At 64.9% G+C, this 21,513-nt stretch carries 16 protein-coding genes; 11 read left to right on the forward strand and 5 right to left on the reverse strand.

The window, feature by feature from the left end:
• Positions 1 to 32 precede the first annotated feature (32 nt).
• Positions 33 to 1,184, reverse strand: a complete 1,152-nt coding sequence (locus JOE31_RS08195) for a glutamate--cysteine ligase (protein ID WP_209743197.1) — start codon at positions 1,182 to 1,184, stop codon at positions 33 to 35.
• Between the two features lie 426 nt (positions 1,185 to 1,610).
• On the opposite strand from JOE31_RS08195, the gene JOE31_RS08200 reads away from it, so the two are divergent.
• A complete protein-coding gene (locus JOE31_RS08200; RefSeq protein WP_209748252.1) occupies positions 1,611 to 3,041 on the forward strand; it encodes a glycoside hydrolase family 3 N-terminal domain-containing protein in 1,431 nt (476 codons plus the stop codon).
• Between the two features lie 57 nt (positions 3,042 to 3,098).
• A complete protein-coding gene (locus JOE31_RS08205) occupies positions 3,099 to 3,929 on the forward strand; it encodes a shikimate 5-dehydrogenase (RefSeq protein ID WP_307864388.1) in 831 nt (276 codons plus the stop codon).
• 56 nt (positions 3,930 to 3,985) lie between these two features.
• Here the strand turns inward: JOE31_RS08205 and JOE31_RS08210 are convergent, their stop codons facing one another.
• Positions 3,986 to 5,230: a class I SAM-dependent methyltransferase gene (locus tag JOE31_RS08210; protein WP_209743199.1), complete on the reverse strand. Its 1,245-nt coding sequence runs from the start codon at positions 5,228 to 5,230 to the stop codon at positions 3,986 to 3,988.
• A 55-nt stretch (positions 5,231 to 5,285) separates the two neighbouring features.
• Here JOE31_RS08210 and JOE31_RS08215 point away from each other — a divergent pair, with 55 nt between their 5' ends.
• The 3 genes from JOE31_RS08215 (at position 5,286) to groL (ending at position 7,880) form a co-directional block, all read left to right on the forward strand.
• Positions 5,286 to 5,684 carry a hypothetical protein gene (locus tag JOE31_RS08215; RefSeq protein ID WP_209743202.1) on the forward strand — a complete coding sequence of 133 codons (399 nt, stop codon included), beginning with the start codon at positions 5,286 to 5,288 and terminating at the stop codon, positions 5,682 to 5,684.
• A gap of 206 nt (positions 5,685 to 5,890) precedes the next feature.
• Positions 5,891 to 6,184, forward strand: a complete 294-nt coding sequence (gene groES / locus JOE31_RS08220; protein WP_003805290.1) for a co-chaperone GroES — start codon at positions 5,891 to 5,893, stop codon at positions 6,182 to 6,184.
• A gap of 85 nt (positions 6,185 to 6,269) precedes the next feature.
• Positions 6,270 to 7,880: a chaperonin GroEL gene (gene groL, locus JOE31_RS08225; protein ID WP_209743204.1), complete on the forward strand. Its 1,611-nt coding sequence runs from the start codon at positions 6,270 to 6,272 to the stop codon at positions 7,878 to 7,880.
• 77 nt (positions 7,881 to 7,957) lie between these two features.
• Here groL and JOE31_RS08230 read toward each other — a convergent pair whose 3' ends face one another.
• On the reverse strand, positions 7,958 to 8,926 hold the full coding sequence (locus JOE31_RS08230; protein ID WP_209748256.1) for a DUF389 domain-containing protein: 969 nt from the start codon (positions 8,924 to 8,926) through the stop codon (positions 7,958 to 7,960).
• A 217-nt stretch (positions 8,927 to 9,143) separates the two neighbouring features.
• Between JOE31_RS08230 and JOE31_RS08235 the strand changes: the two genes are divergently transcribed.
• From JOE31_RS08235 to JOE31_RS08260, 6 genes are all read left to right on the forward strand, one after another.
• A complete protein-coding gene (locus JOE31_RS08235; RefSeq protein WP_209748258.1) occupies positions 9,144 to 11,216 on the forward strand; it encodes an acyltransferase family protein in 2,073 nt (690 codons plus the stop codon).
• Positions 11,216 to 13,276 (forward strand): acyltransferase family protein, encoded by a 2,061-nt coding sequence (locus tag JOE31_RS08240; protein ID WP_209743206.1) that lies wholly within the window; start codon positions 11,216 to 11,218, stop codon positions 13,274 to 13,276. The genes JOE31_RS08235 and JOE31_RS08240 overlap by 1 nt, the downstream gene beginning before the upstream one ends.
• A 199-nt stretch (positions 13,277 to 13,475) precedes the next feature.
• Positions 13,476 to 14,987 (forward strand): IMP dehydrogenase, encoded by a 1,512-nt coding sequence (guaB, locus tag JOE31_RS08245; RefSeq protein WP_011692718.1) that lies wholly within the window; start codon positions 13,476 to 13,478, stop codon positions 14,985 to 14,987.
• Positions 14,988 to 15,097: 110 nt separating this feature from the next.
• A complete protein-coding gene (locus tag JOE31_RS08250) occupies positions 15,098 to 16,450 on the forward strand; it encodes a hypothetical protein (protein ID WP_209743208.1) in 1,353 nt (450 codons plus the stop codon).
• A gap of 97 nt (positions 16,451 to 16,547) precedes the next feature.
• Positions 16,548 to 16,955, forward strand: coding sequence for a hypothetical protein (locus JOE31_RS08255; RefSeq protein ID WP_245199062.1), 408 nt, complete (start codon positions 16,548 to 16,550; stop codon positions 16,953 to 16,955).
• 40 nt (positions 16,956 to 16,995) lie between these two features.
• A complete protein-coding gene (locus tag JOE31_RS08260; protein ID WP_209743212.1) occupies positions 16,996 to 18,855 on the forward strand; it encodes an ABC transporter ATP-binding protein in 1,860 nt (619 codons plus the stop codon).
• A 19-nt stretch (positions 18,856 to 18,874) separates the two neighbouring features.
• Here JOE31_RS08260 and JOE31_RS08265 read toward each other — a convergent pair whose 3' ends face one another.
• Together JOE31_RS08265 and JOE31_RS08270 are read right to left on the reverse strand one after the other, a co-directional pair.
• On the reverse strand, positions 18,875 to 19,375 hold the full coding sequence (locus JOE31_RS08265; protein ID WP_209743214.1) for a hypothetical protein: 501 nt from the start codon (positions 19,373 to 19,375) through the stop codon (positions 18,875 to 18,877).
• 183 nt (positions 19,376 to 19,558) lie between these two features.
• Positions 19,559 to 21,487, reverse strand: coding sequence for a S8 family peptidase (locus JOE31_RS08270; RefSeq protein ID WP_245199065.1), 1,929 nt, complete (start codon positions 21,485 to 21,487; stop codon positions 19,559 to 19,561).
• Positions 21,488 to 21,513: the final 26 nt, after the last annotated feature.

Genomic DNA, 21,513 nt, shown 5'->3' on the forward strand with positions numbered 1-21,513 from the left:
GCGGCCCCCCGTCCGGAGCGCAGCTAAGAAGTTCAGGCGGTGGGGCCGTTCCGCATCTGTTTGACGAGGTCCAGCACCACGGCCCGGAGGTCTCCGCCGTGTTCCGCGGCGACGCGGCGCTGGCGCTGGTATCCGGCACCGCGGCTGATGATCTTTTCGACGTCGGCAAGCTCGTCGGAGCAGCCGAGCTTCGCAGCCACGGGCTCGAGCCGGTTCAGGGTTTCGAGCAGGTGCTCGGTGACCAGCTGCTCGTTGCCCTCGGCGTCGAGGATGATGATCGCCTCGAGGCCGTACCGCGCGGCACGCCACTTGTTCTCCTGGACGTGCCAGGGAGGCATGGTGGGAATGGTGCCGCCGTTGTCCAGGATGGTGGAGAACTCGTCCACCAGGCACTGGGTCAGCGCCGCGATCGCGCCGACCTCCTCCAGCGTGGCCAGGCCGTCGCAAATGCGCATCTCGATGGTGCCCAAGTTGGGGACCGGGCGGATATCCCAGCGGATCTCCGAGATTGTGTCGATCACTCCGGTGGTGAACATGTCCTGGACATAGGACTCGTACTCCGCCCAGGTGGAGAACTGGAACGGCAGGCCGGCGGTAGGCAGCTGCTGGAACATCAGCGCGCGCTGGGAAGCATAGCCGGTGTCCTCGCCGCCCCAGAACGGACTCGACGCGGACAGCGCCTGGAAGTGCGGGAAATAGTTCACCAGGCCGTCCAGTACCGGCAGGACCTTGTCGCGGCTGTCCAGGCCCACATGGACGTGGACTCCGTAGATCACCATCTGGCGGCCCCACCACTGGGTGCGGTCGATGAGCTTGGCGTAGCGGGCCTTGTCCGTGACCGGCTGCAGCTGGGGAGGGCTGAAAGGATGGCTTCCGGCGCAGAAGACCTCGACGCCCATGGGGTCGGTGACTTCCCGCACCGCGGCAAGGGAACTGCTGAGGTCGGCCTTGGCCTGCGCCACTGTTTCGCAGATGCCGGTGACGAGCTCCACTGTGTTCAGCAGGAGTTCCTGCTTGATGTGGGGGTGTTCGTCGTCCTCGTTGAGCTCGGGATGGTTGGCCGCGACGCCGCGAAGCACTTCATTGGCCACTGAGGCCAGTTCGCCGGTTTGCGCATTGACCAGCGCCAGCTCCCATTCCACACCAAGAGTTGATTGCCTGGATGAAGCGAAATCAATCTTCATGTGGTCCCTTCACTGTTCCGCCGTCCGTTGCCGAAGCCGCCTGCGGGCGGGCAACGGGTGGTTCAATTCTAGTGCAGGGGTAGCATCGAGTTGATGGCTTGGTTTCAAGGACGCAGTGACAGTTCCCACAAAAAAACGCCGTACGAAAAAACGCCGGACACAAAGACTTTCCAAAAATCAGCGCTGGCCCTCGCCATGACGGCGGCCATGCTCGCGACGGCTGCTTGCACCGGTGTGCCTTCACCGTCGCCATCGGGAACGTCCCCCGCAACGGCATCGCCGTCCGGCGGAGCCATGCGGTCCGAACCCGCTGCTTCGGACGCCCCGCACTCGTCCGTGCCTGCCACCCCGGCGCCGGGAGAACGCCAGCTCGGCTGGGGGCCGCAGCAGCAGGACGAAGACTCAGCCCGCGCCGCCGTCGCAGCAATGAGCGTTGAACAGAAGGCCGGGCAGGTGATGATGCCGTTCTTTGCCGGAACGGATTTTGCTGCGCACGCGGCCACCATGGAACGGCTGCACCTGGGCGGGGCGATCGTGATGGGTGACAACGTGCCCCTCTCCGCCGACGGAACCGTGGACACCGCCGCCATGGCGGCAGGCATCAGCCGCCTTCGGAACGCGGCCAAGGCGGACGGACGCACCTGGCCGGCACTGATCGGCGTGGACCAGGAGGGCGGGGTCGTGGCGAGGCTGCGCGCTCCATTGACGGAATGGCCGGCGCCCATGAGCTTTGGCGCCGCCGGCAATGTGGGGCTCGCAACCGACGCCGGCAAGGCGCTCGCCTCGGAGCTGGCCGGGCTCGGCTTCACTGCGGATTTCGCACCGGACACGGATGTCACAGCGGGGCCGCAGGACCCGACGATCGGTGCCAGGGCGATGTCCGGCGACCCGGACGCGGCAGCGGGCCTGGGCGTCGGCTTTGCCCAGGGAATGCTGGCGGCCGGGGTCCTGCCTTCCGCCAAGCACTTCCCGGGGCACGGCTCCGTGGCCGTCGACTCGCACGAGAACCTGCCGGTGCAGAAAGCAACGGTGGAGCAGCTCCGCGCAAAGGACTGGAAACCTTTCCAGGCCGCCATCGATGCCGGGCTGCCCATGATCATGACCGGCCACATCTCCGTGCCCGCGCTGGAACCGGGGGTGCCGGCGTCGTTGTCCAAGCAGAGCTACGCCGCCCTCCGCGGCATGGGCTTCAAGGGCGTTGCCGTGACCGACGCACTCAACATGGGTGCCATCAAGAAGCAGTACCCCGGGGACTCCGCCGCGCCGCTGGCCCTGGCAGCGGGGGCGGATCTGCTGCTCATGCCCGGGGACGTGGCGGCCGCCCACGCGGCAGTGGTCAGCGCCGTCAAGACCGGTGCGGTGCCGGCATCACGCCTCGACGAGGCCGCGCAGCGGGTGGTGACCATGATGATGTGGCGTGCACGGACTCCTGCGCCACAGGGCGCCGCCCCGGGAAGCGGCTCCGCCCTCTCCCAGCGTATTTCCGCGGCCGCGGTGACCGTCCTGGCCGGACCGTGCCACGGGCCGATGGTGCCGGGAAGCGTCCGCGTGGCTGGCGGCAGTGAACAGGACCGCGCCCGGTTCGCCAGGGCTGCCCGGGCGGCCGGAATTACGCTCGGCGCCGGGCCGCTCGTGACGCTGATCGGTTACGAAGGGCCGCCGGCCACGGGCGATGTCGTCGTGGCCCTTGATGCCCCGTGGCCGCTGGCCGGCTCGTCGGCACCCGCCAAGGTGGCTCTCTACGGGCGCAGCCAGGAAGCCTTCAATGCCCTGGCTGCCGTCCTGGCCGGCAAGGCGCCGGCACCCGGAAAGCTGCCTGCCGCCGTCGGGCCGTATGCCCCCGGAAGCGGTTGCTGACGCCCTGCCGTGTGGCGTAACAGTGCTGACCGGGCTCCGGAGGCGTTTAATGGACCCGTGCCAATTCTGAATAAAGACATGACCCTGTGCATCTCGCTCTCGGCCCGGCCGAGCAACAACGGGACACGCTTCCACAACCATCTTTATGAGCAGCTGGGCCTGAACTGGATCTACAAGGCTTTCGCCCCAACGGACCTGGCGCAGGCCATCGCCGGCGTCAGGGGCCTGGGCATCCGGGGCTGCGCTGTGTCCATGCCGTACAAGGAAGACGTCATCGCGCTGGTTGACGCTATGGACCCCTCCGCCAAGGCCATCGATTCCGTCAACACGATCGTGAATGACGGAGGCCGGCTCACGGCCTACAACACCGACTACACGGCCATCGAGCAGCTGCTGCAGCGCAACGCCGTCCCCACCGACTACTCAGTGCTGCTCAAGGGTTCCGGCGGCATGGCCAAAGCCACCGCCGCCGCCCTCCGTGATGCGGGATTCACGAACGTCACCATCGTCGCCCGGAACGAGGCGTCCGGTAAGCCGCTGGCGGACCTCTACGGCTTCGCGTGGATCCCCGAGCTGCCGGCAGCGGATGCGGGCGGAACGGCGGACATGATCATCAACGTCACGCCCGTCGGCATGGCGGGAGGGCCGGATGCCGACTCGCTGTCCTTCCCGCAGGAGGCAGTGGACGCCGCGAAGGTGGTGTTCGACGTCGTCGCGCTGCCCGCCGAGACGCCGCTCATCAAGGCGGCCCGCACCGCCGGCAAGACCGTGATCACCGGCGCGGAAGTCGCCACCATCCAGGCCCTGGAGCAGTTTGTGCTCTACACCGGCGTCCGGCCCACCGACGAGCAGGTCCGGGCGGCAGAAGAGTTCATGCGGGCCCAGTAGCTTAGGCCCAGTAGCTTAGGGCCAGTCGCTTAGGGCCCGGTCGCCTCGGCCCGCAGTTAGATCCGGGGCTGTACCGGCTCCACCGAGATGGCCACCCTGTCCTCGCCGATCCTGGTGAGGACCAGGGTGGCTGTCTTTTTGCCCTTCGAACCTTTGCCGCCGTTCTTGCCTCCGGCAAAAAGCTGCTTGCGGAGTTCCTCCGGGGTGACGGATGTGCCACGCTTCTTGATGTCCAGTACGCCGATGTTGTTCTGCTTCACCCAGGCCTTGAGGGCCTTGACGTTGAACGGCATGACCTCAAGGACTTTGTAGGCCCTGGCAAACGGGGTGTCCACGATTTCCGGGGCACAGATGTAGGCAATGTGCTCATCCAGGAGGTGGCCGCCCAGCCGCGCCGCGACATCAGCCACGAGCCCGGCCCGGATGACGGCCCCGTCCGGCTCGTACAAGTACCCCTCCACCGGACCCACGGGCGCCACCGGGCCGCCGTCGAACTCTTCCCCGCTGGTAATTTCCGCCGCGCCCTGCGGGCCCAGCAGCAGCGCCGCCCGCCGGATGCCGGGCCGGCTGACCGCGTTGAACCACAGCGTCACCTCGGTGACGTCGCCGCCCACGGACACCCACTGCGCTTCGCAGCCGGCCGGCACGGAGTCATGCGGAATGCCCGGCCCCATCTTTACGCCCACGGCCCGCCCGGACTCAGCAAGGGATTCCACGAAGGACAGCGGCGGGGAGAATTCCTCCGGATCCCAGATCCGCCGCGTGCCCGAGGTCGAGGTGGTGCGTCTGGCCGGATCCAGCCAGACGCCGCCCACTCCCTCGAGCGGGACGGAGGTCGCATCGGAGTGGACCACACTGGCGTGCGGGAAAGGAATCAGGTTCATGGTGGCGCAGGCCGCCGTGGTCTCGTCCATTTCCACGGCGGTCACCCGGATGTCCATGGAGGCCAGGGCCATGGAATCGGCACCCAGCCCGCATCCGAGATCGGCCACATGTTCGATACCGGCGGCCGCGAACCGTTCTGCGTGCCGGGCGGCGACGTTGAGGCGGGTGGCCTGCTCCAGCCCGGCCGGCGTGAAGATCATCTGCCGGGCGAATTCGCCGAATTTGGTCTCGGCCTTGGTCCGCAGCCTGGACTGGGTGAGGACGGCGGACACCAGCGCGGGGGAGTGGCCGGCCTTTCGGAGCGACTCGTTAAGCCGGAACGCTTCGTCCTCCCGGTAGGGCCCCAGCGACGCCAGCAGCTCCCAGCCTTCGCTGGTCAGGAGCGGGGCGATCAGGTCCTGCAGTGCGTCAGCCATGTCATCAAGCCTAATCGAGGAGCCCTGCACCCGCGGTGCGGCTAGGGTTGGAGACATGGAAGACAGCGCAGTGCAGCAGCCACCCGTCGATGATCAGGGCAATGACCGCCCGCAGCACACTGGACTTGCCAAATATGCCCGGACTGCGCTGATCGCCGGTTCCGCCATCGCCGTGGTCTGCCTGGCGCTCCTGGTCATCATCTTCTTCCTGGATTCCTTCAACGCAACGGTGTACTCGGTCGGCGGCAAGAACATCCAGGACGCCACCGACGAGGCCCGGGAAATCCGCGAGTCCTATGCTGCCGTCCGCACGGGCGGCCTCGTGTTCCTCATTGCCTCGGTGGTTACGGCGCTCGCCGCCGCCGTCGTGCTTTACCGGAACCGCAACGTTACGAACGACGACGATACGGACGACGGCGACGACGTCGACTTTGAGGACCTGGCAGGGCGCTAGCCGTTCACCCGGGACGAAATTCTGGCACTCGCCTTGACCGAGTGCTAACCACTTACATAGAGTCATCATTAGCACTCTCCCTAGGAGGGTGCTAACACATGAAGAACTGCCAGCCACGCTGCTGCCGGCACCGCGACGACGGTTTGCATGCGCAGGCGCAACAGTTTTCCAGTCCATAAATTTGCTGACGTAAAGGAGAGGTCCGAGTGTCGGTCTCTATTAAGCCTCTTGAGGATCGTATTGTTGTCCGCCCGCTCGAAGCAGAGCAGACCACGGCTTCCGGCCTGGTTATCCCGGACTCCGCGCAGGAGAAGCCGCAGGAAGGCGAAGTTGTTGCAGTCGGCCCCGGCCGCTTTGAAGATGGCAACCGCGTTCCGGTCGACGTAGCCGTTGGCGACGTCGTTATCTACTCCAAGTACGGCGGAACCGAAGTCAAGACCGGCGGCACCGAGTACCTCGTGCTGTCCGCCCGCGACGTTCTGGCGATCGTCGTAAAGTAACTCTTGGACCCCCGCGCAGCCGATCCGTCTGATTCATGTCTGACAGGTCAGCGGCGCGGGGTTTCTGTCTTGAAAGGACAAAACCATGGCAAAGCAGCTTGCGTTTAACGACGCTGCCCGCCGGTCGCTTGAAGCCGGCATCGACAAGCTCGCCAACACGGTCAAGGTGACGCTTGGTCCGCGCGGCCGCAACGTCGTGCTGGACAAGAAGTGGGGCGCTCCCACCATCACGAACGACGGCGTGACCATCGCCCGTGAAGTCGAACTGGACGACCCCTACGAAAACCTTGGCGCTCAGCTGGCCAAGGAAGTCGCCACCAAGACCAACGATGTTGCCGGCGACGGCACCACCACCGCCACTGTGCTGGCCCAGGCACTGGTCAAGGAAGGCCTGCGCAACGTGGCGGCTGGCGCCGCCCCGGGCCAGATCAAGCGCGGCATCGAAGTTTCCGTCGAAGCCGTTGCCGCCCGCCTGCTGGAGAACGCCCGCCCGGTCGAAGGCTCCCAGGTTGCGAACGTTGCAGCCATCTCCGCCCAGAGCGATGAGATCGGCGAGCTGCTGGCCGAGGCTTTCGGCAAGGTCGGCAAGGATGGTGTGATCACCATCGAGGAGTCCTCCACCACGCAGACCGAGCTGGTCCTCACCGAGGGCATGCAGTTCGACAAGGGCTACCTGTCCCCGTACTTCGTCACTGACGCGGAACGCCAGGAAGCAGTGCTCGAAGACGCCCTCATCCTGATCAACCAGGGCAAGATCTCCTCGGTGCAGGAATTCCTGCCCCTCCTGGAGAAGGCGCTGCAGAGCTCCAAGCCGCTGTTCATCATTGCCGAGGACGTCGAGGGCGAGGCCCTGTCCACGCTGATCGTCAACCGCATCCGTGGCACCCTGAACGTCGTGGCCGTCAAGGCTCCGGGCTTCGGCGACCGCCGCAAGGCCATGCTGCAGGACATCGCTACCCTGACCGGTGCACAGGTTGTCTCCCCGGAACTCGGCCTCAGCCTTGATTCCGTTGGCCTCGAGGTGCTGGGCACGGCCCGCCGCATCACGGTGACCAAGGACAACACCACCATTGTTGACGGCGCCGGCACGGCCGAGGACGTAGCGGCACGTGTTGCCCAGCTGCGTGCAGAGCTCACCCGCACCGACTCCGACTGGGACAAGGAAAAGCTCCAGGAACGCCTGGCCAAGCTGGCCGGCGGCATTGGTGTCATCAAGGTTGGCGCAGCCACCGAGGTGGAGCTGAAGGAAAAGAAGCACCGCATCGAGGACGCAGTATCCTCGACCCGCGCTGCCCTTGAAGAAGGCATCGTTGCCGGTGGCGGCTCGGCCCTCATCCACGCCCTGAAGGCACTCGACGAGGACCCTGCAGTCACCGCCCTCGAAGGCGACGCAGCCTCGGCTGTGGGCATCGTGCGCCGCGCACTCGTCCAGCCGCTGCGCTGGATCGCCCAGAACGCCGGTTTCGACGGCTACGTGGTGACCGCCAAGGTTGCCGAGTCTGCAGTCAACCAGGGCTTCAACGCCAAGACCGGCGAATATGAAGACCTCATCGCTGCCGGTGTCATTGACCCCGTCAAGGTGACGCGCGCAGCTCTCCGTAACGCCGCTTCCATCGCAGCGCTGGTTCTCACCACCGAGACCCTCGTTGTTGAGAAGCCGGCCGACGATGACGAGCACGCAGGCCACAAGCACTAGCTTCCAGCCAGCGCCACAAAGGCCGGCCCGGCCGGACGGTTTCCAGAAACCATCCGCGCCGGGCCGGCTTTTCGTGCCTAGCTCCGGGCACGCAAGGCCTGTCGCCTCAGCCGCCCGGCCATGCCCTCCGGCAGCCGCTTGGTGATGATCCGGTAGAAGATGAGGACGGCAAGCGCAGAAACCACGATTCCCACGAGGTTCAGCAGCAGCTGAAGCGCAGACCCCGCCGCTTTCTGGTACTCACCCAGGACCAGAGCGACGGCGACGAACCCGGCGGCTGGAACGGTGGTCACCGAAATGAAGACTCCGATCAGTGCGGCCGAGCGCCGGCTGATCATGGAGAGCATTCCGGCGGTACCGGCCAGCACCGCAACGATCAGCGAGTAAGGCCCCGGATGGTAGATGAATTCAACGGCTGACCCGGTGTCGAGGGTGTCGGCAGGAAAGAGCCCCAATGGGACTGACAACCAGGCCGTCAGGGCTGCCAGGAGCATTGCTACGGGAAAGCCGACGCCCAGAGCAAGCGCGGCGCTGCGTCCCAGCTTCCATTTGCGCTGCGCCAGCGCGACAGCCAGGGCTGCCAGCGGTCCGAACTCCGGCCCGACGGCCATGGCCCCGACGATGGCAATGGTTGAATCGGTGACGATCCCGATCGCGGCCAGCTGCGTGGCCAGGACGAGGAAGGCCAAATAGCTCCACGTGAGCCGCGAATCCTCGCCTGTCTGGCGGGTCACCTCATCCCAGATCATGGCGTCGGCCCCGTCGCCGGGCGCTGCTGCTTCAGCCCGGTCGGCACGCCGGGAGAGCATGAGCTCCGGCATGGAAATGGCGATGGAGCCCACCTCCTGGACGTTCAGGGCATGCAGCTTTTCCAGCAGCTCCTCGACCGATTCCCTGGCTACATGGACCACCACCACATCCCCGGGCGGCTGGATGGACGCTCCTTTGTGCACGGCCACTTCCGCCGCGCCGGTTTGCTGTGTGCAGCTTTCCACGACCAGGTCGGAGAGCTCCGCGGGTATGCAAATGCGCACCTGAACGATCACTATGGCCACCCCTCCGTGTTTTTCCGGTTCCGCGATCCGGCGTCGGCACCAGCCTAGTTTCCCGGCCGGCCCCTAACCGCCGCCTTCCTCTGGAAACTCCCTCCTTGGAGTGCCTTAATGGGAGGCGGGGGTTCTTTTCGAATGCGCCGGCGATTGGCGATGAAAATTACGTTTCGGTAACATGGATGCTTTGGTTGTCCGCCTGAAGGGTTTTTGTATGTCCATAGCGAGAGCCCTGGCTTCGCCGCGCCGTACTGGCGCCGATACTGGAACGAACCGAAAATCGAAATTCAGGCCGGAAATCCAAGGCCTGCGCTCGCTCGCCGTGCTGATGGTGGTCAGCTACCACGTCTGGTTTGGCCGGGTTTCCGGCGGCGTTGACGTGTTTCTGCTAATTTCAGCCTTCCTCATGACGTTGCAGTTCGTGGGCAAATATGAGCAGGGCCGCCCGATGGCATTGTTCAAACACTGGCTGCACCTCTTCCGCCGACTGTTGCCCGCCGCTGTCACGGTGATAGTTGCCACGTTGGCAGCGAGCTACCTCTTTCTGCCACGAACCCGTTGGTTGGAGATTGTGGATCAAGCCTGGGCGTCCCTCTTCTACTATGAAAACGCGTTGCTCCAGGCCCGTGCGGTCGACTACTACGCCACCGACCACAGCCTGGCCAGCCCCTTCCAGCACTTTTGGTCGTTGTCCATCCAAGGTCAGATCTTCATTCTTTGGCCCTTGACTTTTGCCGCAGCTGCCCTGCTGGCAGTGCGGTTCCGGCTTCATTACCGCGTCCTGCTCTGCTACGTCTTTGGCGCCATCTTCGTGGTCTCGCTCATCTACTCGATTCTCTTCACCGCTGACAATCAAGCGCAGGCCTATTTCGACACTGGGGCGAGACTGTGGGAATTTGCCCTTGGCACCCTGGTAGCCTTGCTCCTCCCCGGGCTTCGGATTCCCCGAGGTGGGCGGATTGCTCTCGGCTGGTTTGGAATCGCGGCCATGCTGTGCTGTGGAATCTTACTCAACGTCCAGGCTGCCTTCCCCGGCGTGGCAGCGCTTTGGCCCACGCTCGCCGCCGCGAGCGTCATCGCAGCAGGCCAAACCGGGAGCCGCTATGGCGTAGACAGGATCCTGAGCAGCGGGCCGCTCGTCCGCTTAGGTGACAACTCATATGCCCTGTACCTGTGGCACTGGCCGGTGCTGGTCATCGCCTTGGCGGCGACAGGCCGCGACCATGCGGGTCCCATCTCCGGAACTATCATTATTGTGCTGTCGATGGGGCTGGCGTTCATCACCACCAAATTCATCGAGAAGCCTTGGCGCGAATGGGGGTGGCCCGAGGTAAACCGCCGTCGTGCAGTCCTGGCGGTGGCGGCATGCGTCATCACCGCTGTGGTCCCGTTGACGGCGATTCAAGTGCAGCAGCACTTTGCTGCCGAGGCGGCACAAGCCGCAGCAGAGAGAAACAATCCCGGCGCCAAGGCACTACTGCCGGGTTTTGTTGACCGGAGCGACAGCGATGCGGCGCTACTCCCTACAGCAGAGCAGCTTCCTTTGGATTGGGCTACCTTATCCGGTCCCTGCACTGGTGAACTGGAGCCCGATGTCGACATCGTCAAGGATACCTGCAGCCAAAACCAGGAAGCCGATGAGCCGGCTAAGTCCGTTTTGGTTCTCGGCGATTCGCACGCTCAGCAATGGCTTGCGGCCATCGGCGAAGTAGGTCAACAGAAGGGCTGGACTGTATACGCCATGCTCAAGGGCGGGTGCCAGGTTCAGCCCTCAACGCCGGAACTGGAACAAACCAACCCCGATTGCGCGCGCTACAACGAAGCGGTTCGGGAGCAGATTGCCAAAACCCCGCCCGACGCCATCATGGTTGTTGGGACCGCGGCCGCACCATCATCTCCGGCGGAAGTCCTCACCCCGGGACTTGAAGAAAGCGCTAGATCATGGAGCGACCAAGGAATCGATGTGGTTGCGATCCGGGACAACCCTCGTTTTGACTTCAACATGGCGGACTGCGTCGTGACCAAGGGCAAAGACAGCCCGGATTGCCGACTCGCCGTAACTGACGTCTTGGCCTCGGAGAGCCCGTTTTCTGCTTTGAACGGAAAAGTTGACGGCTTGTCCTTTGTGGACATGACGGACCTGATCTGTGATGGAACGTCCTGTCCGGGGGTGGTCGGAAACACTTTCGTGTACTTGGACAACAATCACCTCACCCGGACTTACGTCGCTAGCATGTCAGCAGCATTTGGGGAACGGCTCATGGCGGCGACGGCTTGGACAGACTAATGGCTACGGAATCGACAAGCGGAGCCGGGAAAGTCACCACGAACAAGGCAGCCAGGAAGGAGGGGTACCGCCCCGAGGTCCAGGGCCTCCGCGCCCTCGCAGTACTGATGGTGGTCACGTACCACGTCTGGCTGGGCCGGGTGTCCGGCGGCGTGGACATCTTCCTGCTTATCTCCGCGTTCCTGCTCACCCTCTCCTTCGTGCGGAAGGTGGAAAGCGGCAGCCCGCTCAAGCTGGTCAGCCACTGGCTGCACCTGTTCAAGCGGCTGCTGCCTGCCGCCGTCGTCGTTATCCTGGGTGTCCTCGCCGGCACCTGGGCACTACTTCCGCAAAGCCGCTGGCCGGACGTCCTGGACCAGGCCTGGGCCTCACTGCTCTACCGGCAGAACTGGCTGCTCGCGGACTCGGCGGTTGACTACTATGCCCAGGACCACTCCGGCGCGAGCCCCCTGCAACATTTCTGGTCACTGTCCATCCAGGGGCAGGTGTTTATCCTGTGGCCCCTGGTGTTTGCCGGAATAGCCGTGCTGCACCGGGTCCTGCGCCGGCCCGGGATCAGTTTCCGCCTGCTGCTGGCCCTTGCCTTCGGCGTGATCTTTGCGGCCTCGCTGGCTTTCTCCATTGACCAGACGGCCACCAACCAGGCCTACGCCTACTTTGATACCAGGACCAGGCTGTGGGAGTTCGCACTGGGCTCCCTTCTGGCTCTCGCACTTCCTTACCTGAAGCCGGGAAAGCTCCTTCGGGTCATCCTCGGCTGGGCGGGCGTGGCGGCCATGGTGTCCTGCGGCCTGCTGCTGACAGTGGACCGGTCCTTTCCCGGTTTCGTGGCACTGTGGCCCACGCTGGCGGCGGCGGCAATCATTGTAGCCGGCCAGAGCGGCAGCCGCTTTGGTGCCGACCGCCTCCTCAGCTGGAAACCCCTCGTGTCACTTGGTGACAACTCCTACGCACTGTACCTGTGGCACTGGCCGCTGCTGGTCCTGGCCCTCGCCGGCACAGGAATTGTCTCGCCCAACCTCGTCCAGGGTCTTGCGATCGTGGCGGCCTCCGTGGTGATGGCCGTCCTTACCACCCGGTTCGTGGAGAAACCGCTGCGTGAATGGCACTGGCCGCAACGTCGGGTCTGGCGTAACGCCGTCGTGATTGTGGCGTGCGGAGCCCTGCTCGCCGGGCCGGTGTCACTGTGGCAGACCAAACTGACCGCCGAGGAAGCAGCCGCCGCGGCACAGCCCAGGGAACTGACGCCGGGCGCCGCCGTGCTGACGCCCGAAAACGCGGGCAAGCCAATGCCGGAGGCCAGGATCATTCCGGCGCCGGTTGCCATGAAGAATGAGTGGGCGGATATCGACGGCCTCTGCACCGACGGCAATGTGCCCAGTGATCCGCTGCTGTCGGGCTGCCTGCAGAACAGCAAGCCCGACGTTGTCACCAAGCGGATCGTGGTGCTGGGCGACTCTCATGCACAGCAATACATGGCAGCCCTGGGTCCGATCGCCAAGGAGCACGGCTGGGAAGTGGTCACGCTCCTCAAGGGCAGCTGCCGCTTCGGTGCGGAGTCGGCCGAGCGCGATGCTGAGTGCAACGCCTTCAATAAAGCCAGCGCCGCATACGTGCTTGAACACAAACCGGATGCCGTATTCACAGTCGCGTCCCTCACCCACACTGAGGCGCCGTTCGAAACCGAAGTCCCCGGCTACCTGGAGGGCATCAAGCCGTTCACGGATGCCGGGATGGACGTCGTCGGCGTGCGCGACAATCCGCGGTTCGGGTTCAACATGCCGGAGTGCGTGCAAAAGAGGGGAGCCGCCGCGGAGGAATGCAATCCGCCGCTCGGTGAATCGCTCGCCGACTCGTCACCGCTGGACCAATACCGCGGCAAGGTGGCCGGCCTCCACCTGATGGACATGAGCGACTTCATCTGCGCGGACGGAATCTGCCCGGCAGTGGTGGGCAACGTCTATGTCTACAAGGACGACAACCACCTGACCAAAACGTATGTGCAGAGCATGATTCCCATGTTCGAGCAACGGCTGCTGGCCGCCACCGGCTGGACCTAAGCCGGCGTGACCTGCGGGCAGGTGCGGTTGCTCACATTACCGCCGCGGAATATGGGGATTGCCGCCGAGGTTCTAGAATTTATTCAACACTTCCGCACCAAGGCACCACCATCTGCACAGGCCAGTCCCGTAATGACGGGCTGGTCATCAGCTGCAACCCCTACCCGTGAACCCCGGAATTAAGGTAAGAGGCGCACTCATGACCCAGCCCGAGCACAACCCGTTCGGCTTTATCGGCCTGACCTACGACGACGTCCTGCTCCTGCCCGGACACACCGACGTCATCCCGTCAGAAGCAGACACGTCCTCGCGCATCTCCAAGCGCATCACTGTCCAGACGCCGCTGTTGTCCGCTGCCATGGACACCGTCACCGAGTCCCGCATGGCCATCGCCATGGCCCGCCAGGGCGGCCTGGGCGTGGTCCACCGCAACCTGTCCATCCAGGACCAGGCCGATCAGGTGGACCGTGTGAAGCGCAGCGAATCCGGGATGATCACCAACCCGCTGACCATCGGGCCGGAAGCTACCCTGGCTGAACTGGACGAAATCTGCTCGCACTACCGCGTGTCCGGCCTGCCGGTGGTGGACGAGGGCATGCGGCTCCTCGGTATTGTCACCAACCGCGACACCCGCTTCGTGCCGGAAGCGGATTTCCCGATCCGCCTTGTCAGCGACGTCATGACCAAGATGCCCCTGGTCACCGGGCACGTGGGTATCAGCCGCGAGGAAGCCTCGCACAAGCTCGCCACCAACAAGATCGAAAAGCTTCCGCTGGTTGACGACCAGGGCCGGCTCAAGGGCCTCATCACCACCAAGGACTTCACGAAAGCCGAGCAATACCCGCTTGCCACCAAGGATGACGAAGGCCGGCTGCGCGTCGGCGCCGCCATCGGCTTCTTCGGTGACGGCTGGGAACGTGCCATGACCCTCGTTGACGCCGGCGTGGACGCCTTGTTCGTGGACACCGCCAACGGACACTCCCAGGGCGTGCTGGACATGATCCGCCGGCTGAAGTCCGACCCCGTGGCCGCGCACGTGGACATCATCGGCGGCCAGGCTGCCACCCGCGAAGGCGCCCAGGCGCTCATCGACGCCGGCGCCGACGGCATCAAGGTGGGCGTGGGCCCTGGCTCCATCTGCACCACGCGTGTAGTGGCCGGCGTGGGCGTTCCGCAGATCACCGCCATTTACGAGTCCGCGAAGGCGGCCATCCCGGCCGGCGTCCCGCTGATTGCCGACGGCGGCCTGCAGTACTCGGGCGACATCGGCAAGGCGCTGGTTGCCGGCGCCGACACCGTGATGCTCGGTTCCCTGCTGGCCGGTTGTGACGAATCACCCGGCGAGCTCATCTTCGTGAACGGCAAGCAGTTCAAGAGCTACCGCGGCATGGGTTCCCTTGGAGCCATGCAGACCCGCGGAAAGAACACGTCCTACTCCAAGGACCGCTACTTCCAGGCCGACGTCTCGGGCGACGACAAGCTGATTCCGGAAGGCATCGAAGGCCGTGTGGCCTACCGCGGCCCGCTGGCATCCGTTGCGTACCAGCTGGTGGGCGGCCTCCGCCAGACCATGTTCTACACCGGTGCTCCCACCGTTGCCGAGCTGAAGGCGCGGGGCAAATTCGTCCGGATCACGCCGGCCGGCCTCAAGGAATCCCACCCGCATGACATCCAGATGACGGTGGAAGCCCCGAACTACGGCTCACGCTAGGTCCGCCGGTCCGCCAGTCCGAAGGGGATGGGGAGTCTTTCCCATCCCCTTCGGACTAGTGAGTCTGTATATTCGATGGAGTAAATACTTCACCGGCCTTGGGGGATGGTTTGGCAGGCGGATTCCACGGGGCCGATGTGGCGCAGCTGAGGCAGCTCGCCGCCACGATGCGGTCGGCCGGGCGGATGCTGGACGGCCAGCGGCTTGCCTTCAATGCCGGCGTGGTGGGAACCCCGTGGCCCGGTCCTGATGCAGAGAGGTTCCGCCAGGACTGGAAAGGGAGCCATAGCCGCTCGATGGGGGCAGCAGCCTTGTTCCTTGACCAGGCCGCGGACGCACTGCTGCGCCAGGCAAACGAGCAGGACTCGGCCAGCTCGGCCGCCGGAGGTTCTGCGGTGTCAGGGCCGTCCGGCGGCAGCTCCGGAACGCCCGGCCCGGGGGATGTCGCCGGCAAGTCCGCCTCCGAAGTCCGGGACTGGTGGCTGAGTCTCACCGACGCCCAGCATCAGGACTTCATCCGGGACCACCCGGGCCTGGCGGGGAATACGAACGGCATACCGTTCAATGCGCGGGTCGAGGCCAACCGACTGAACGCCCAGGAACGGATTGTTTGGCTCGAAACAAAGGATCCGGAACCGGAATTCAACCCCTGGAACGTGGATTCAACCTATCCGTTGCGTTTCGCCGCCGAGCACGAGACCTGGCGGGAACGGCAGTCCGGACTGGAGTATCTCCAGCAGGCGGTCGCCGGGAAAATCCAGCTCGCGGCCTATGACCCCGATGAACAGTCCATCGTGGAACTCATCGGCAACTTTGACGAGCACACGACCTCGGTGATCACGTATGTTCCCGGCACCACCACCAACGAAGCGTCGTTCTATGGCGGCGGCCCGCAGCAGCTGGCCAACCGCTTTGTCGAGGCGGACAAATCGGGCGGAACCGCGGCGTTTGTGTACAAGGGATCGGAGTTTCCCGACGGTGGCTTTGTTGAGGCATTCCTGGTGGAGGCCAAGAGCGATGAGTTCGTGGCCGATTCGGCACCAGTCCTGCGGGCCTTCCAGGACGCTGTTGACCTTGAGCTGCCGTCCGGGGCCCAATCGGTGGGCATGGGCCACAGCTGGGGACTTCGGAACCTCACCGGGGCGGAGACCGAAGGAGCCCACTTTGACAAGCTCATTGCCCTGTCCGGCGCTGCCATGCCTCCTGGCTGGGAGCCTGACCCTGGCACCGACTATTCCAGCTTCACCTACCCCGATATCCTGCTGACCGCCGAAGCAAACGGGGTCGTGGGGGAGAATTACCCGATGAAGGAGCCCGCGTTTGAAAAGCACGTTTATGAGCCGCCGGGGGGCTTCGGATGGACGGAGGCTTACAGCATCGACAACCACAGCCTCATCGCCACCACGGATCCCTGGAATGAGAAGGCCATCAACGACGTCCGTACGGAACTCCGTGATCGGTAGGGCCGGACGCGGGTGGACGACCGCCTGGCGGGTAGCCGGGGCAACAGCACTCACTGCAATGATGGCCTCATGCGGGCAGGCCGGGAACGGAAAAGACATGGACATCAGCCTCGAATCAGCCAAATCCAAGGTCATGTCGATGGAACAGGAAATCGTGGCGCTGCTGCCCGAAGACGCGGTCCTGTCAACGTGGGCCAACGACACCTCAAGCCTGCTGCGTTGCGAGGGCGATCGGAAAAAATGGGCCGGTGATGCCGAAGCCGAATTGATGCCGGGAGTGGACCGCGACGGGTTCCTCGATATGGTGGCCGCTGCAATGTCCGGACGGGCAGGGTGGAGGGTTTCAGAAGACAGGACCTTAAGCGGGGATCGGTCGCTCGATCTCCTGCACGAGGACGGCACCCACCTGTTGGTCTCCTTCGAGGAGCCACCGGAAACGCTTCGTATTGCGGGCTACAGCGCATGCTTTGATCTCCCTGAATACCAGTACGGTGAGAAGTACTGACCCTGCCGCCAGGCCGTTGCGGCAGCACTAGGCTGGAGGCATGTCCCAACCACGCCATCCCGCCGAACTGAACCCGAAAAGGGACGCTCAGCGGCGGCTGGCCGTGCGGCCCTACGCCCGTGCCGTGGCGCAGGTATTGCGGGTCAGCTTCCGGGCCTCGCCCGCCGCCGTCGTAATGAAGGTGGTCGGCTCGCTGATCTCGGCGCTGCTGCCCCTGGTCACCACCTACTTTGCCGCGCTGACCACCACCGCGCTGGCTGCCGCGTACGCCGGTGACGCCGCCGAGGGGCAGCGGGCGATCGTCTACGTCATCATCACCGCCGCGCTGGGTCTCTTCTGGGGCGCCTTCAGCAGTGTGGACCGCTACATCCAGCAGCTCATGAGCTTCAGGGTGGGGGCCATCGTGGGGGACCTCATGTACGAGCGGTTCCTGGCACTCGAGTTCTGGCGGTACGACGACAAGGAAACGGTGGACCTGTACGACCGCGCCAAGCGGTTCTCGGATTCCTATGCCCGGGTCCTGGACCGGATCGCCGCGATCTTCACGCAGCTGGTCTCGGTGATCCTGGCGGTCGGAGCGCTGCTGCTGGTGAGCTGGTGGATCGCCGTGATCGTCCTGGTGGCCATCGTCCCCAGCGTCTACCTGCAGTTCAAACTCTCGCGTGAACAGATCGCCCACTGGAACACGCAGGTGGACTCCCGCCGCCAGCGCCGCATGATCGAAACCAACCTCCTCCGTCCCCAGCACATTGCCGAGATGCGCCTGTACGGGATCGTCGGGTACCTCATGGGACTTCGTTCCCGCCTCCGGGACGCCGACGAGAAGCGGCGGCTGGATTTCCAGAAGCGCTACATCCCCAAGCAGCTCGCGGCTGATGCCCTGCAGTACGGTGCTGAGGTTGTTTCGCTGATCTGGGTGGTGGGCCAGATCATCGCCCGTGCCCAGCCGGTGGGCCAGTTCCTCTACGTCCAGCAGATCGTCAGCAGGGCGCTGTCCACGGCGAACAACCTTGTTTCCTCGCTCAGCTCCATCGACGAGGACCTGGCGAACCTGAAAGACTACGAGCTCTTTATGGCGTTGCCGGTTCACTCCGAGCATGCCCCGCCCCTGTTGCAGGCGCCGAAGACCGTGGAGTTGAGGGATATCCGGTTCACGTACACAGGCAGCGACATCGAGGTGATCCGCGGGATCACCATCACCATCCGCGAGGGCCAGCACATCGCCATCGTGGGGGAGAACGGTGCCGGCAAGTCCACCCTGATCCGGATTCTCGCCGGGCTCTACCGCCCGGACTCGGGCCAGGTGATGCTCGACGGCGTGGACCTCGCCGCCGTCGACGTGAAATCCTGGCACCGCCATCTGGCGGTACTAAGCCAGGAATTCCTCAAGTATGAGTTCGCCACTGCGGCGGAGAACATTCTCTTTGGCGACGTCGATTCGCCACGGGACGATGAGCGGATCCGGCGGGCGGCGTCCGACGCCGAGGCCCTCGAGTTCATCACCAAACTGCCCAACGGCCTGGACAACCACGTGAGCAACTGGATGGAGGATCCCCGCGGGCGAAAGGGCAGCGGACTGAGCGGCGGCCAGTGGCAGCGGCTCGCGATGGCCCGGAACTTCTACCGGAATGCCTCCTTCATGGTGATGGACGAGCCGACGTCGGCGATTGATGCCCTCGCCGAACACCGGATCTTCACCCGGCTCTTCGCCGACCGCAGCAGCACCATCATCGCCATCAGCCACCGGCTCGCCACGATCGAAAAAGCGGACATCGTTTACATGCTCGAAGACGGCAGGGTCGTGGAACAGGGAACCCACCGCGAACTGGTGGCTCTCCGCGGAAGGTACTTCCGGATGTTCGAATCCCAGCTCACAGTGGACGAGGCCGAGGGGATCTGACCGTTCCGCCGGGGCGCAGTCAGCGGCGTTCGAGCCACCGGGCGTAGAGTTCGGCGCTGTTCGTCATGAGCCGGCGGGTATAGGCCAGGCCTGCGGCCACCCCCAGCGGCAGTGTCATGAGCATTCCCAGGATGGGGAGCGTTTCCGGCCAGCCGCCCTCGGGCGTGAACAGCACAAGCGCAGCAATACCCAGTGCGGTGGCGATCAGGAAGGTCCGTATCATGCCAGGTGTGATCCGAATTCCCTGCTCCACCCGGGGGATGTCCGAAGCAGGCTTTGGAGCCTTGCGCGTGAAACGCGGCCACGCTGTGGAGACCCAGCCCAAGGACGCGAAGACTGCGCCAAGGATTACCATGACGGTTCCAAGTTCCAGGCTTTGTCCAAGGACCGCAGCGACTCCCGCATGCACTGCACCGGAGATCGCCAGCACTACCGGGTACCACCAGGCGGAAAAAACCCAGACACGGCGCTGGGCGAAGCCGAAGGCCGTCGCGCGGGGGTCCTTGGCCGTGTCCGTCATGCCCGTACGTCTCGTCGCCACAGTGTCCCCCAAATTGTTTGTGCCGGCGATGCCTGCCTGCGGTTTGTCCGTCCAAACTATTCCATGAACCGAAGTCGTGCGACGGGGACTTGTTCCCGCGCAGGAACCGCCGGCCGCGCAGGAGCGCGCGGCCGGCGGTTCATGCGTTATCCGAGCAAAGAGCTAGGACGTGGTCACAGCGGTGTCGTCGAGGAAGAAGTACGTGGACAGTGACGAATCCTCGACACCCAGGAAGCGCAGTGTCACGCTCTTGCCCTTGTAGGCGGAAAGGTCCAGCTGCTTCTGCACGTAGCCGGTGGACTCGTTGAGGTTGGAGTACGTGGCCAGCGTGGCGGTGGTGCCGCCGCTGATCACCTGGACTTTGAGGGTGTCGTAGGCCGAGCTGGCGGTGGTTTCGTCGGACTGCACCTTCAAATAGAAGGACAGCGAGGCGGCGGACACAGAGGAGGGGACGGCGAATGCCTGGTCCAGCTTGTAGGACGTCGCCTGGCCCCAGCCGTTGAGTCCTGCGAAGCGGGAACCGGTCCGGGCGTTCGTTCCGGTTTCAAATGTGTCGGCGTGGTCAGAGGTCCATGAGACAGCGCCCTCTTCGAAGCCGGGGTTCAGCAGGAGATTGCCCGTCGGCGGGGGAGTGGTCCCGCCCAGTAGCCCCATGGTCTTGGTGGCGTCGGAGAGGCCGGCGCCGCAGCCGGTGGTGCAACCGCCCGGCATGGCGCGGGTTCCCTGCTTGAGCGTGGATTCGACCTGGGCCGGGGTGAGGGAGGAGGTCTTGGATTTCATGAGTGCGGCGAGCCCGGCCACGTGCGGAGCCGCCATGGAGGTGCCCTGGTAATTGGCGTAGCCCGCGGAGGACGGCGTGGTGGTGCCGGTGTTGATGGTGGAGAGGATTCCGCCGCCGGTCACCCTGACGTCTCCGCCCGGCGCAGTCAGGTCAACCGTGGCACCGTAGTTGGAGTAGTAGGAAAGGCTGCCGCTCGGATTGCTCGCAGCCACGCTCACAACGTTGTTGCAGTTCGCCGGGCGGAAACCGGAAGCATCCTGGTTGCTGTTGCCGGCGGCAACCACCACGGTGGCTCCCCGCGAAACCGCGGAATCGATGGCCGCCTGGTAAGTAGTGCCGCAGGAACCGGACCCGCCCAGGCTCATGTTGATGACCTTTGCCGGGTTGGCGTTGGCCGGGATACCCGAGACGGTTCCGCCGGCTGACCAGATGATCGCGTCGGCGATGTCGGACAGGGAACCGCCGCACTTGGCGAGGACGCGGACAGGGACCACCTTGGCATTGGGTGCCACGCCTGCCACTCCGGTCGCGTTGCCGGTCACGGCTGCCACGGTGCCGGCCACGTGGGTGCCGTGCCAGGAACTGTTGCCGGCCGTCGTCTGGCCGCACTCGCCGGCGGCGTACCAGTCGCCCTGGTCCTGCGCGTTGGCATCGCGGCCGTTACCGTCCCGCGCAGCGGTTGCGTCGGAGACAAAGTCGTAACCGGGGAGCACATTGGCGTCCAGGTCGGGGTGGGCAGTGATGCCGGTGTCGATCACGGCCACTGTCACGCCGGTGCCGGTGGCGACGTCCCACGCGCCGGGAATCCGCATGCCGTTCGTCGCGGTGAAGTCCCACTGCTCGCCATAGCGCGGGTCGTTGGGTGTGAGCGCCACGGTCATCCGCGCGTCGGGCTCGACGGATTCGACCGCTCCCGAGGCCGCAATCCCGGCCATGAAGTCCTCGGCCGCCTGCCCGGCCAGGGCCTTGTCCGCCTCGATCAGCGTTCCGCCGGTAGCCAGGGTGCGGACTTCCTTCACTGTCACGCCCTGCGCGTTGGCTGCCTTGCCCCAGGCATTGGCGCGGCCGTTTGGCGTGGAGTTGGCCGCACTTTCCTTGTAGTCCACGATGAACTTCGTATAGGCCTCGCCCGCGGCCACTGCCTGCACCGCCGGGCTCTGGACTGCGGCGGGTCCGGGGCCGGAACCGTCGCCGGTTTCGGTGGTGGCGAAGACCGGTGAACTCGCGAAGGCCAGGGTCCCGACTGCTGCCGCGAGCGACAGGGCCAGTATGCGATGGCGCCTGATAGGTGCACTTGCTGCTTTTGCCAAAAGGAGCTTCTTTCTCGGATCGGGCA

The organism is Arthrobacter sp. PvP023 (assembly GCF_017832975.1).
Lineage (GTDB): Bacteria > Actinomycetota > Actinomycetes > Actinomycetales > Micrococcaceae > Arthrobacter.